This window comes from Novosphingobium sp. (genome assembly GCF_965228995.1).
Taxonomy (GTDB): domain Bacteria; phylum Pseudomonadota; class Alphaproteobacteria; order Sphingomonadales; family Sphingomonadaceae; genus Novosphingobium.
This window is the reverse complement of sequence record NZ_OZ245852.1, coordinates 2,140,679-2,153,644: the sequence shown is the minus strand read 5'-3', so window position 1 is coordinate 2,153,644 and position 12,966 is coordinate 2,140,679. Positions and strand designations below refer to the sequence as shown.

Here is a 12,966-nt window from a genome sequence, read left to right as displayed (position 1 = left end):
CGATCAGGCGGTCTTATCCGGCCAGTCTACCAAACGCAGCCTTGCCCGCATAGCGCGCCGACTGGCCCAGCTCTTCCTCGATGCGGATCAGCTGGTTGTACTTGGCAAGCCGGTCCGAGCGCGCCAGCGAGCCCGTCTTGATCTGGCCGCAGTTGGTGGCAACCGCGAGGTCGGCAATCGTTGCGTCCTCGGTCTCGCCCGAACGGTGCGACATGACCGCGGTATAGCCATTGCGCTGTGCGATGCTCACCGCTTCCAGCGTCTCGGTCAGCGTGCCGATCTGGTTGACCTTCACCAGCAGCGAATTGGCGAGGCCCTTGCCGATGCCCATCGTCAGGCGCTTGGGGTTGGTGACGAACAGATCATCGCCCACCAGTTGGACCTTCTTGCCGATCTTGGCGGTGAGCGCCGCCCAGCCTTCGAAATCGTCCTCGCCCATGCCGTCCTCGATCGAGCGGATCGGGTAGGCATCGGTCAGTGCAGCGAGATAATCCGCCATGGCCTCCGGCGAAAGCGAAAGCCCCTCACCGCTGATCTCGTACTTGCCGTTCTTGAAGAACTCGGTCGCCGCACAATCGAGCGCGAGCACGATGTCCTCGCCCGGCTTGAACCCGGCCTGCTCGATCGAGGCCATCACGAAATCGAGCGCATCGCGCGTGCTGGCAATGTTGGGTGCAAAGCCGCCCTCGTCGCCCACACCGGTGGCGAGGCCCTTCTGGTGGAGCGCCTTCTTGAGCGTGTGGAATACTTCCGAGCCCCAGCGCACCGCTTCGGCCAGCGTCGGCGCGCCAACCGGCATGATCATGAATTCCTGGAAGTCGATCGGGTTGTCGGCATGCTCGCCGCCGTTGATGATGTTCATCATCGGCACCGGCAGCAGATGCGCCGAAACGCCGCCGACGTAGCTGTAAAGCGGCAGCCCGCGCGCGTCCGCCGCGGCCTTCGCCACTGCAAGGCTGGTGCCGAGGATCGCGTTCGCGCCAAGGCGGCTCTTGTTCTCGGTGCCATCGAGCGCGATCATCGCCTGATCAATGTCGCGCTGGTCTTCGGCATCCATGTCGACAAGCGCGCCGGCGATCTCGCCGTTCACTGCGCCCACCGCCTGCAGCACGCCCTTGCCAAGGTAGCGCCCCTTGTCGCCGTCGCGCAGTTCGACAGCCTCGTGCGCGCCGGTCGAGGCGCCCGACGGCACTGCGGCGCGGCCGAACGAGCCGTCCTCCAGCAGCACATCGACTTCGACGGTCGGGTTACCCCGGCTGTCGAGGATCTCGCGGGCGTGAATGTCGATGATCGCGGTCATGGCGCTTCCTCGTTTGGTGAGATGTCCTGCGCGCCCCTATCTGCGCTTGGCCGGAGTGACAAGGTCAAGCTTGGAACCGGCACGCCCTTGCGCAGTTATGGAAGGCGAGCGGCAATTGCGACCGGGCAGCCGCGCCCACCAGTCTTTGGCACACGCTAAATCCAGGTGCGCGCGCCTTTCGCACTTGCGGCAATTGGTCTAGGACTGGCAGTCATTCCAGAATCGCCCTCGCGAAAGGACCCGCACGATGACCGATACCCCCGAAAACGCGGCTCCCGAAGCCGCCGCAAAGCCAGCCCGGACCCGCAAGAAGGCCGCGCTCAAGGTTGTCGAAACTGTAGCTGAAGCGGTGCCCGAAGCTGTGCCTGCCGAAATCGCGCAGATTGAGGAAACCGTGGCCGAGACCGCCAGCGCCGTCACCACCCGCTTTGGCAAGGCGATCGAGGACGCCAAGGCAAGCGCCGCGAACCTGACGGGCGAAGCGCGCGAGCGCACCGCCGCGCTCACCGGAACGGTCGCCGCCACCGCCAGCGATGTGACCGAGAAGGCCGGCGAATATGCCGAGCAGGCCAAGGTCGTCGCGCTCGATCTCGCGCGTCAGGGCAAGGGCAAGGCGACAGCCGCGCTCGGCGCACTGGGTGAGACGATCGAGATCAACGCTGGCATGATCGACGAGAAGCTCGGCGTGCAATACGGCGACTACGCCCGCGGCGCCGCGCACACCCTGCAATCCACCGCTGCCAGCCTCGAGGCCAAGGACATTCCCGAGATCGGCGAGGAGATCGTGACGTTCGTGAAGAAGAGCCCGGTCAAGGCGCTCGGCATCGCGGCAATTACGGGCTTCGTCCTCTCGCGGTTGCTGCGCCGCAAGCCCGCCCCGGCGGACAGCGCCGAAACCACGGAAGCCTGATCTGCCGGCGTGACCGAGGAAAAGGTCCAGACCGAAGACGCCGCTGTCGGGGATGATTCCCTGATCGGCGGCGCGCGCACGCTGCTTGAAGATGGCCAGACCCTGCTTTCGGCGGAAATCGCGTTCCAGAAGGCGCGCGCCGGCTTCGTGTTCGGCCGCGCCAAGGGCGTGCTCGCGCTTGCCGGGCTGGCGCTCGCGCTGCTGTTCTTCGCGCTGATGGCGCTGGTCATGGGCCTGCTGCTCGCGCTGGCACCGCTGATCGGGCCGTGGGGCGCGCTGGCAGTGGTGTTCCTCGGCCTTCTTGCGCTCACCGGCCTCAGCGTGCTCGGCGTGATCCGCCGCATCGGTGCGATCACCCGCGCACTCAGCGGCAAGGATGGCCCGGCATGAGCGACAATCCGCTCCGCGAAGCCCGCGCCCGGCGCGACGAGGCCTGGGCTCGCGTGCAGGGCGAAGTGTCCGCCTTGCGCACCGGCCTTGCCGAGCGGCCGATCCCGACGCGGATCAAGGAAGCCGCGATGGACCGGGTGCTCGATACGGTGGACGAGGCCAAGGCGGTCGCCAAGGACAACATACCTGTCATCGGCGGCACTCTGGCGCTGCTCGCCGCGTGGTTCTTCCGCCGCCCCCTGATTGCCCTGCTCAAAAACCGCTTCGCCCCCGCGGCCGAAGTGGACGAGGATGAAGCATGACCGATAGCGAAACGCCGCAGCCTGAAGCTTCCGAAACCCCCGAACCCGCACCTGACGCGCTCGGCAAGGTCAAGGGTTTCGTCGAAGAACATCCCGTAGCGATGGTCGCGGGCGGGATCCTGCTCGGCGCACTGGTAGCAGGCGCCATCGCCCGCACCGGACGCGGCGTTGCGGGTGACAAGGCAACCCGCAAGGGCTCGCTCGCCCGCATGTCCCTGCCGCGCCGCGCGGCGGATATCGCCGCAGTGGGCCTCGAACTCGCGGCAGCCTATGTCGCGGGCGCTGCGGGCGAAAAGGCGGCCGCCGCTGCCAGCGATGCCGCAGGCGAAACCCCCGCCAAGCCGGACAAGCCCCGCCTGCCCGATCTGGCCGGCAAGGCCCTGCGCACGCTCGGGCCGATCCTCAAGCGCCGTCTCCCGGGCAGCAAGGCAGAATAGCGCTCTTTCCGTAGCGGCCGGGGCTTGCATCCCCCTCTTCATTTTGCCAGTGGCTGGGCTTCTCCCCAAGGAAACGGACAAGCCAGCCATGCAGAAACTGCACCTCGTCATGGGCGGGCGGGTCAAGGACCCGCAGCACCTTGAATTTACCGATCTGAACGCGATCGATCTCGTCGGCGTCTACCCGGACTATGCGAGCGCCGAAGAAGCCTGGCGCAGCTGCGCCCAGCGCACGGTTGACGATGCCGAAATGCGCTACGTGGTGGTGCACCTCCACCGCCTGCTGGAGCCGGACCTGCACAAGCCGGAGTGAGCGTTAAGCCTACCTCGCCATTGCGAGCGTAGCGAAGCTATCCAGAGCGCAGTGCACACCGCCCTGGATAGCTTCGCTACGCTCGCAATGACGAAGGGATTGGGAATAGGCCCCAACTACCGCGTCAGCCCCTCCCTCTCGTCATTGCGAGGAGGCGAAGCCGACGAAGCAATCCAGAGCGGCAAACGCAATTGCCTGCCTACCCTGCTGAACTCGCGGGCAGCCAAAACCGGCGCGAAGCCAAAGCCCTCAGATAAACTCGATCTTCTCAACCACATAGAAACGGTCGCCCGAAGGCACCGTCACTTCGATCTCGTCCTCGACCCGGCGGCCGATCAGCGCCCGCCCCAGCGGCGAGTTGTAGCTGATCCGGCCGATCTTGGCGTCCGCCTCGGCCTGCCCCACGATCTGGTAGCGCACCGGCTTGTCGGCGTCGTCAAGCAGCGTGACAGTCGCGCCGAACACGATGCGGTCGCCCGAAAGCGTGGTGGGGTCGATGATCTGCGCACGGCTGATCTTGTCTTCCAGATCGCTGATCGTGGCCTCGACCTGGCCCTGCCGCTCCTTGGCGGCGTGATATTCGGCATTTTCGGAAAGATCGCCGTGCGCGCGGGCTTCCTCGATCGCATCGACGATGAGGGGACGCTCTTCGCGTAGCGCCTTCAGCTCCGCCGTCAGCTTTGCATAGCCTTCAGCCAGCATCGGCAGCTTCTCAACACTTGCCATCCCTAATCCTTTTACCTTTCAATCCCTTGCCACGCCGGACAAGAGGAAAACCGTTCCACCCCAGTCAGCACGATGCCAAACCGGGCCCCAATCGCCGCAATGTCGGGGATCATGTGGAGGGCTGATAATAATCCTGCAAGGAGCGAACCGCAAGTTCGGCGCTGCGCAGTGCCTCGATTGCGCCAGCCGCCGCGACCGAAGCTGCCGCCGTCGTGAAATACGGAACCTTGCCATAAAGCGCCGAACCGCGGATCGATTGCGAATCCTTGTGGCTTTGCCAGCCCTCGGTGGTGTTGAAGATCAAGGCGATCTCGCCATCGATGATCCGGTCGACGATATGCGGCCGCCCTTCGGCCACCTTGTTGACCCGCTCGACCTTTACGCCCGCCGCGGTCAGGAACGTCGCCGTCCCGCCCGTCGCCACGATGCGGAACCCCATGGCATCGAGCTTCTGCACCGCTGGAAGGATCACAGGCTTGTCGCTATCCTTGACCGAGACGAACACCGTGCCGCCCACCGGCAGCACCATGCCCGCACCCAGCTGCGCCTTGGCAAAGGCCACCGGGAAGCCGCTGTCGATACCCATGACCTCGCCGGTCGATTTCATCTCGGGCGAAAGCACCGGATCCACGCCCGGGAAGCGCGCAAACGGAAACACCGCTTCCTTCACCGCCATATAGGGCACATCGCGCTTGATCGCCGGCAAGTCCTTGAGCTTTTCGCCCGCCATGATCCGCGCGGCATACTTGGCAATCGGCTGGCCGATCGCCTTGGCCACGAACGGCACAGTGCGGCTGGCGCGCGGGTTCACTTCGATGAGGTAGACCTCGCCGTCCTTCACCGCGAACTGGATGTTCATAAGGCCGCACACGCTGAGCGCCCTGGCCAGCAGCACCGCTTGCCGCTCCATCTCGGCAATGATCTCGGCCGGCAGGCTATAAGGCGGCAAGGTGCACGCGCTGTCGCCCGAATGGATGCCCGCTTCCTCGATATGTTGCATCACGCCCGCGACGACGACATCGTCACCGTCCGCCAGCGCATCGACGTCGCACTCGATCGCATCGCGCAGATACTGGTCGATCAGCACCGGGCTGTCGCCCGAGACCTTCACCGCGGTCGCGATATAATCATCGAGCTGCGCCTGGCTGTCGACGATTTCCATCGCGCGCCCGCCCAGCACATACGAAGGCCGGATCAGCACCGGATAGCCAATGCGCGTCGCCACCGCGACCGCCTCGTCACGGCTGCGCGCCATGCCGCCCAGCGGTTGGCGCAGCCCCAGCTTGTCGACGAGCCGGTTGAACCGCTCGCGGTCCTCCGCAAGGTCGATGGCATCGGGCGAGGTGCCGAGAATGGGAATGCCCGCATCCTCCAGCGCCTGCGCGAGCTTGAGCGGAGTCTGCCCGCCGAACTGCACGATCACGCCCACCAGCGTGCCGTTGGCCTTTTCGGCCTCCAGCACCTCGAGCACGTCCTCGGCAGTCAGCGGCTCGAAATAGAGCCGGTCGGAGGTGTCGTAGTCGGTCGAGACGGTCTCGGGGTTGCAGTTGATCATGATCGTCTCGAACCCGGCGCCCTTTTCGCCGCTCGCGGGGTCCGTATCGCCCAGCGCGAAGCAGGCGTGGCAGCAGCAGTAGTCGAACTCGATGCCCTGCCCGATGCGGTTCGGTCCGCCGCCGAGGATCACGATCTTCTTCCGGTCCGTCGGCGCAGCCTCGCATTCAGGCTCGCCGAACAGGCCGCTTTCGTAGGTCGAGTACATGTAGGGCGTCACCGCCTCGAACTCGGCCGCGCAGCTGTCGATGCGCTTGAACACCGGGCGCACGCCCAGCTTGTGGCGCAGCGCGCGCACTTCTTCCTCGCTCGTCGCGCCCGCCATCGCGTTCAGCACATCGTGGATCAGACCCGAGCGACGCGCCGTCGTTTCGGCCATGCCGCCCGCCACACCAACCGACCGCACCGCCAGTGTTGCCAGCCGCTTGTCCGAAAAGCCCATGGACTTGAGCCGCCGGAGCCCCGCCGCGTCGATCGGCAGGCCATCCGTGTTGATGCGCTTTTCCTCGGCGATGATCGCCTCGATCTGGCGCAGGAACCACGGCTCGTACTTGGTGACGGCGTGGATCTCGTCCACACTCAGCCCCTCGCGGAAGGCCTGCCCGATTACCAGCAGCCGCTCCGGCGTCGCCCGGCTGAGCGCCGCAACGATCTGATCACGCGTCGCGCCTTCCAGCTCGACCACGCGGTTGAACCCGTCGAGGCCCGTTTCCAGCCCGCGCAGCGCTTTCTGCACGGATTCCTGGAAATTGCGGCCAATTGCCATGACTTCGCCGACAGACTTCATCGCCGTACCCAGCAGCGGCACCGCGCCCTTGAACTTCTCGAACGCAAAGCGCGGGATCTTGGTTACGACATAGTCCAGCGTCGGCTCGAACGCCGCCGGGGTCGCCCCGGTGATGTCGTTCATGATCTCATCGAGCGTGTAGCCCACCGCCAGCTTGGCCGCGACCTTGGCAATCGGGAAGCCGGTGGCCTTCGAAGCCAGCGCGGATGACCGCGAAACGCGCGGGTTCATCTCGATCACGATCAGCCGCCCATCCTTCGGGTTGACCGCGAACTGCACGTTGGAACCGCCTGTTTCTACGCCGATTTCCCGGAGCACCGCGATCGATGCATTGCGCATGATCTGGTATTCCTTGTCGGTCAGCGTCAGCGCCGGGGCGACCGTGATCGAATCGCCCGTATGGACGCCCATCGGATCGACGTTTTCGATCGAACAGATGATGATGCAGTTGTCGTTCTTGTCCCGAACGACCTCCATCTCGTACTCTTTCCAGCCGAGCAGCGATTCCTCGATCAGCACCTCGGTGGTCGGCGAAGCTTCCAGCCCGCCGCGCACGATCTTGACGAACTCGTCCTTGTTGTAGGCAATGCCGCCGCCAGTGCCGCCCATCGTGAAGCTGGGCCGGATGATCGAGGGCAGCCCGGTGCGCTCCAGCACGGCGAGCGCTTCTTCCACCGTATGCGCGATACCGGAGCGGGCGGATTCCAATCCGATCTTGTCCATCGCATCGCGGAACTTCATGCGGTCCTCGGCCTTGTCGATGGCCTCGGCATCCGCGCCGATCATGATACAGCCGTACTTTTCCAGCGTGCCATCATTTGCCAGCGCCAGCGCGGTGTTCAGCGCGGTCTGCCCGCCCATCGTCGGCAGCACCGCATCGGGGCGCTCCTTGGCGATGATCTTGGCCACGATCTCGGGCGTGATTGGCTCGACATAGGTCGCGTCCGCCATGTCCGGATCGGTCATGATCGTGGCGGGGTTCGAATTGACGAGGACCACGCGGTAGCCCTCCTCCTTCAGCGCCTTCACCGCCTGCGTGCCCGAATAATCGAACTCGCAAGCCTGGCCGATGACGATCGGCCCGGCGCCGATGATCAGGATCGAGGAGATGTCAGTGCGTTTGGGCATCAGGGTTCAGTTTCTCGAATTGAGCGTAGGCAGCATCAAAACCGTCAAGCAGGCGGTCCTCGATGCCTTCGGAGATTGGGCAGTTGAGCCGGGCATTGTGCAGGTCTTCAAGCGCATTCTTGCGAAGGAAGGCGAGGCGCTCGGCGCTAGTCTCGCCGGGCGGCGAAAGGCTGTCCTTCATGTACCAGGGATCGTCGCCGCTACCGCAGGGCTTCACCGAAACCTGCATAATGTCATAGTCGCCGGGCACGATGTGGTAGTCCAGCGTCAAACCTTCAAGCGTACGCACCATCGAGGCTGGGGAATCCGCGGTTTTGCCCACGACCCAGTCTGTCGAAGGCGCCGCGGAACTGGCAGCCGCAGGCATAGCCACCAGCATGAAAGCTGCGGCAGCGGTCGCGCCGTGCAAGGTGAAAGTGGGGGGGCTCAACCCAGCATCCCCACAAACTTCTCGAACAGATAAAAACTATCCTGCGGCCCCGGGCTCGCCTCAGGGTGATACTGCACCCCGAACGCCCGCTTGCCCGCAATCGAAATCCCGCAGTTCGAACCATCGAACAGCGAGACATGCGTCTCCTCAACACCCTCGGGCAGCGCCGCATTGTCCACCGCGAAGCCGTGGTTCATCGAGGTGATCTCGACAACGCCGTCGGCATGGCGCTTCACCGGGTGGTTCGCGCCGCGATGGCCCTGATGCATCTTGATCGTGCGCGCGCCTGCCGCGAGGCCGAGCATCTGATGGCCGAGGCAGATGCCGAACACCGGAATGTCGCGCTCCAGCAGCCCTCGGATCACCGGCACCGCGTAAACACCCGTAGCCGCCGGATCGCCCGGGCCGTTGGAGAGGAACACGCCCGCCGGCTCCAGCGCCAGCACCGTTTCCAGCGAAGTCTCGGCAGGAACAACCGTCACTTGCGCACCGGCGCGCACCAGATTGCGGAAGATATTGTCCTTGGCGCCATAATCGATCGCCACGACATGCGGCCGGGGATCGTGCGGCGAGCGGGCATAGCCCTGCCCCAGCCGCCAGATGCCGCCTTCCCACTCGGCCTGCTCCTCACGGCTCACCACGCGGGCAAGGTCCATGCCTTCAAGGCCCGGCCATGCCTTCGCCTCGGCGATCAGCGCCGGAATGTCGAACTGCCCCTCAGGATCATGCGCGATCACCGCATTGGGCGCGCCGAGCATCCGGATCCGCCGCGTCAATGCACGTGTGTCGATGCCGGCAAGCCCGATCTTGCCACGCTCCGCAAGCCAGGCCTGCAGCGGCTCTACAGCGCGGAAGTTGGCAGGCTCGGTCACGTCCTCGCGCACCACAAGCCCGATAGCGCCCGGCACGTCATGGCTTTCCATGTCCTCGGGATTGGTGCCGACATTGCCGATATGCGGGAACGTGAAAGTCACCACCTGCCCCGCGTAGGAGGGGTCCGTCAGCACTTCCTGATAGCCCGACATCGCGGTGTTGAAGCACACTTCGCCCACGGCCTTGCCTTCCGCGCCGAAGCCGCGGCCCCAGGCCACCGAACCGTCCGCAAGGACAAGAACGCCGGTCGCGCCCGCCGGTTTGGGCGCATGCGTGTGGGCGGGGTCGGCCATGATAGGGGGCGCTCCGTTGGCAAGGGTCTGGCGATGTCGCTAAGGCTCGGTCGCTAGGCCCCTCGCCGGTTCCCGTCAACCTAGCGAAGGCAGAAAGTTTCGCCTAAGTGACAGGCTTTCGCGCGCTGTCCGCACGCTCCATCCACAGGAATACGAATCCCATGATCCGCGATACCATCAAGGCCGCCCAGATCAGCGCCATGAAATCCGGCGACAAGCTGCGCCTTGCTGCCGTCCGCCTCATCCTCGCCAAGCTCAAGGACAAGGATATCGAACTGCGCACCGCCAGCACGGTGCCCGACGATGACGTGATCGTGGTCGATGTCCTCCAGAAGATGGCCAAACAGCGCCGCGAATCGATCACGCTCTATATGGAAGGCGGTCGCCAGGAACTCGCCGATATCGAACAGGCCGAACTCGCCGTCATCGAGGAATTCCTCCCCGCCCAGCTCGGCGAAGACGATGTGAAAGCCGCGATCGAGGCGATCAAGGCCGAACTTGGTGCAACCTCCATGAAGGACATGGGCAAAGTCGTCGCCGCCCTCAAGGCCCGCCACGGCAGCCAGCTCGACATGGGCAAGGCCAGCGGGCTGGTGAAGGCGGCGCTGAGCTAAACCTCACCGCCCAATCCCCCTTCCCGTTCGTGTCGAGCAAAGCCGAGACACCAAACACATGCCACTGAACGCCCCGTGTCCCTGACCCCCCAATGGCTCGATGAACTGCGCACCCGCGTCTCGCTGTCCGCGCTGATCGGGCGGAGCGTGCGCGTCCAGAAGGCGGGGCGCGAGTTCAAGGCCTGCTGCCCGTTCCACAACGAGAAGACACCCAGCTTCACGATCAATGACGAGAAGGGCTTCTATCATTGCCTGGCTGGTGAGACGCGCGTGATCACCACCGAAGGTGTCGTGGCCATTGCTGATCTAGCCGGCAGCACACACACCGTACTGAGCCGGGGCGGCACATGGATCACAGCTCCCTTCCGCAGTTTCGGGCAGCAACGTCTTTGGGAACTCGTCCTTTCGCGCAACGGCATACGAAAGACCATCTACGCAACGGATGGTCATCGCTGGTTCGTCAGGGGCCGCAACAGCGAGACTACCACAAGACAGTTGCGCCCTGGGCACCGGTTGGAAGCAGTGTTTCCCGCAAGTCGCACCGATTGGACCATTGATCCTGCGGGTGTCAGACACGGGATTGTCTTTGGTGACGGAACACTGATGAAGGCCATCTATGGCACAGTGAACCTGCACGGCCAGAAGGATGCCGAACTGGCGGCATGGTTTCCAGACCAGTCCCATCAGCATCGCGAGCGGGCCAACGGCGAACCGTTCATGCGCATCTATGGCGGGCGGGCGTGCGGGCACATGAAGGCCTTGCCCGAAAGCGACGCAAGTGCGGCCTATTTGCTTGGTTTTCTGGCGGGTTACTTCGCTGCAGATGGTCATGTCGCCAAAGACGGTACGGTCATTCTCAATTCGGCCAAGTCTGCCCATCTCGATGCCGTGCGTGATATCGCGACGCAGCTCGGCATCGGCACATTCGGTCGCACAACCCAGACGCGCCGGGGCCTCAACGGGCAGACAAGCGATGTTCATCGCATCCATTTCGTGGCGTCTTCACTGGCCGAACCCTTCTTCCTCCTTTCCGAAGCGCGCCGACGCCATGCTACCGCCTCCAAGGCTTTCGAGCGGCTGCGCTGGCAGGTCATCTCGGTCTCCCCCACCGACCGGATCGAGGAAGTCTTCTGCGCTGAAGTACCCGGCGAGCATGCCTTTGCCCTCGAAGACAACATCCTGACCGGCAACTGCTTCGGCTGCGGCGCCCACGGCGATGCGATCCGCTGGATGACTGACCATCAGGGCCTGCCCTTCCTCGATGCGGTGAAGGAACTGGCGGCGAGCGCGGGCATGGAAGTCCCCGCACCCGATCCGCGCGCGGCAAAGCGTGCTGAAGAGCAGAAGTCGCTCCACGATGTAATGGCGGCAGCGCAGGCGTTCTTTGTCAAAAGCCTGGCTGAGGATCAGGGCGCGGCGGCCCGCGCCTACCTCGCCTCGCGCGGGTTTCCGGCACATGTCATGAAGGACTTCGGCTTCGGCTACGCACCCGACAGCCGCACCGCGCTGAAGGACGCGCTGTCCCAGTTCCCCGAGGCCATGCTGATCGAGGCGGGCCTGCGCATCGTGGTCGAGGGCCGCGATCCTTACGACCGTTTCCGCGGGCGGCTCATGCTGCCCATCTGCGATCCGCGCGGCCGCGTCATCGCCTTCGGGGGGCGCATCCTCGACAAGACCAAGACGGATGCGCCCAAGTACCTCAATTCCCCCGATACCCCGCTCTTCGACAAGGGCCGCACGGTCTACAACCTTCACCGCGCTTCCCCGGCCAGCCGCCAGTCGGGCCGGGTCGTCGTCGTCGAAGGCTATATGGACGTTGTCGCGCTCGCCGCCGCCGGGATCGGCGAAGCAGTCGCTCCCCTGGGCACGGCGCTGACCGAAGACCAGATCGAGCGGCTCTGGCGCATGGTGGAAACGCCTGTGCTGTGCTTCGATGGCGATGCGGCCGGCCAGCGTGCCGCCGCGCGTGCCATCGTTCGGGCACTGCCGCTGCTGCGCCCCGGTCATTCGCTGCGCATAGCCGTGCTCCCCGCCGGGCTCGATCCCGACGATCTCATCAAGCAGCGCGGCGCCCCCGCGATGGAAGACGTCCTCGCCGCCGCTCGCCCGATGGTCGAAGTGCTGTGGGATATCGAGCGCATGGCAGGCCCGCTCGCCACGCCCGAGGACAAGGCCGGGCTCAAGGCCCGCCTCATGGCCCATGTCGAGACAATCGGCGACGGCGATATCAAGGCGCTCTATCGCCGCGATCTGCTCGACCGGTTCGGCGAGCTCGCCTACCCGCAGCGCGAGCGCCCCGCGTTCCAACCCGTGCAGCGCGGCTCCGGGCGCGGCTCCGGGCCCGGCCGCAAGGGCCCCTGGCAGCCCGCCCCTCCGCCGCTTTCCGCCGCCGTCACCGCGCGGATGCAGGCCGTGGGCGAAGGCCGTCCGCTACTCGCCGCCGTGCTTACAGGCCTTATCGAACAGCCGCAGCAGATCGCGCGCCATGCCGAAACGCTCGCCCGGCTCGAGGTTGCCGATGCCGGGCTCGCAGCCCTCCTCGATGCGCTGATCGATATGGTTCATAGCGGTGCGCAGCCGCTTGAAAGCAGCGACGTTCTTACCATATTGGCAAAGCGGGGCCTCAGGGCACCGCTGGCGGACGATTACGCCGGAATGCGATTCGGTTTTCTGGGCGGCAAGGCACCCGATGCGGCGGAAGAACTCGCCGAAGCGGTCGATCTGCTGGTTGGATTGCCGGCCGTCGAAGCTGCGCTGGCAGAAGCCACGCGCCGGCATGAAGCGGAGTTTTCCGACGAAACATTCGCCGAACAGCAACGTTTGCTACAACGAAGGCTGGCGCTGCTGGCCCGCTTGGGGCAAATGGGCCGCACCCGCGCCGGGATGTGACAGGGGAGTCACGCCTCGCG

Annotated in this window: 12 protein-coding genes; 7 read left to right on the top strand and 5 right to left on the bottom strand. The window is 65.1% G+C overall.

What is annotated here, in order from left to right; translation table 11 throughout:
• Positions 1-13: 13 nt before the first annotated feature.
• Positions 14-1,300, bottom strand: a complete 1,287-nt coding sequence (gene eno, locus ACO056_RS10145) for a phosphopyruvate hydratase (protein WP_421846299.1) — start codon at positions 1,298-1,300, stop codon at positions 14-16.
• A 247-nt stretch (positions 1,301-1,547) separates the two neighbouring features.
• On the opposite strand from eno, the gene ACO056_RS10140 reads away from it, so the two are divergent.
• The 5 genes from ACO056_RS10140 (at position 1,548) to ACO056_RS10120 (ending at position 3,652) form a co-directional block, all read left to right on the top strand.
• Entirely contained in the window at positions 1,548-2,210 is a 663-nt protein-coding gene (locus ACO056_RS10140) for a hypothetical protein (protein ID WP_421846298.1), read from the top strand.
• A gap of 9 nt (positions 2,211-2,219) precedes the next feature.
• On the top strand, positions 2,220-2,600 hold the full coding sequence (locus ACO056_RS10135; RefSeq protein ID WP_421846297.1) for a phage holin family protein: 381 nt from the start codon (positions 2,220-2,222) through the stop codon (positions 2,598-2,600).
• Positions 2,597-2,902, top strand: a complete 306-nt coding sequence (locus ACO056_RS10130) for a hypothetical protein (protein WP_421846296.1) — start codon at positions 2,597-2,599, stop codon at positions 2,900-2,902. The genes ACO056_RS10135 and ACO056_RS10130 overlap by 4 nt, the downstream gene beginning before the upstream one ends.
• Positions 2,899-3,339, top strand: a complete 441-nt coding sequence (locus ACO056_RS10125) for a hypothetical protein (RefSeq protein WP_421846295.1) — start codon at positions 2,899-2,901, stop codon at positions 3,337-3,339. Before ACO056_RS10130 ends, ACO056_RS10125 begins: the two co-directional genes overlap by 4 nt.
• An 88-nt stretch (positions 3,340-3,427) precedes the next feature.
• Positions 3,428-3,652 carry a DUF4170 domain-containing protein gene (locus ACO056_RS10120; protein WP_421846294.1) on the top strand — a complete coding sequence of 75 codons (225 nt, stop codon included), beginning with the start codon at positions 3,428-3,430 and terminating at the stop codon, positions 3,650-3,652.
• 249 nt (positions 3,653-3,901) lie between these two features.
• On the opposite strand, the gene greA is transcribed toward ACO056_RS10120, so the two are convergent.
• From greA to carA, 4 genes are all read right to left on the bottom strand, one after another.
• A complete protein-coding gene (greA, locus tag ACO056_RS10115) occupies positions 3,902-4,378 on the bottom strand; it encodes a transcription elongation factor GreA (protein WP_421846293.1) in 477 nt (158 codons plus the stop codon).
• Positions 4,379-4,487: 109 nt separating this feature from the next.
• On the bottom strand, positions 4,488-7,847 hold the full coding sequence (gene carB / locus ACO056_RS10110) for a carbamoyl-phosphate synthase large subunit (RefSeq protein ID WP_421846292.1): 3,360 nt from the start codon (positions 7,845-7,847) through the stop codon (positions 4,488-4,490).
• Positions 7,831-8,139 (bottom strand): hypothetical protein, encoded by a 309-nt coding sequence (locus tag ACO056_RS10105; RefSeq protein ID WP_421846291.1) that lies wholly within the window; start codon positions 8,137-8,139, stop codon positions 7,831-7,833. The genes carB and ACO056_RS10105 overlap by 17 nt, the downstream gene beginning before the upstream one ends.
• 134 nt (positions 8,140-8,273) lie before the next feature.
• Positions 8,274-9,443 (bottom strand): glutamine-hydrolyzing carbamoyl-phosphate synthase small subunit, encoded by a 1,170-nt coding sequence (gene carA / locus ACO056_RS10100; protein WP_421846290.1) that lies wholly within the window; start codon positions 9,441-9,443, stop codon positions 8,274-8,276.
• 161 nt (positions 9,444-9,604) lie between these two features.
• Between carA and ACO056_RS10095 the strand changes: the two genes are divergently transcribed.
• Positions 9,605-10,057, top strand: a complete 453-nt coding sequence (locus tag ACO056_RS10095; RefSeq protein ID WP_421846289.1) for a GatB/YqeY domain-containing protein — start codon at positions 9,605-9,607, stop codon at positions 10,055-10,057.
• 75 nt (positions 10,058-10,132) lie between these two features.
• A complete protein-coding gene (dnaG, locus tag ACO056_RS10090) occupies positions 10,133-12,946 on the top strand; it encodes a DNA primase (RefSeq protein WP_421846288.1) in 2,814 nt (937 codons plus the stop codon).
• Positions 12,947-12,966: the final 20 nt, after the last annotated feature.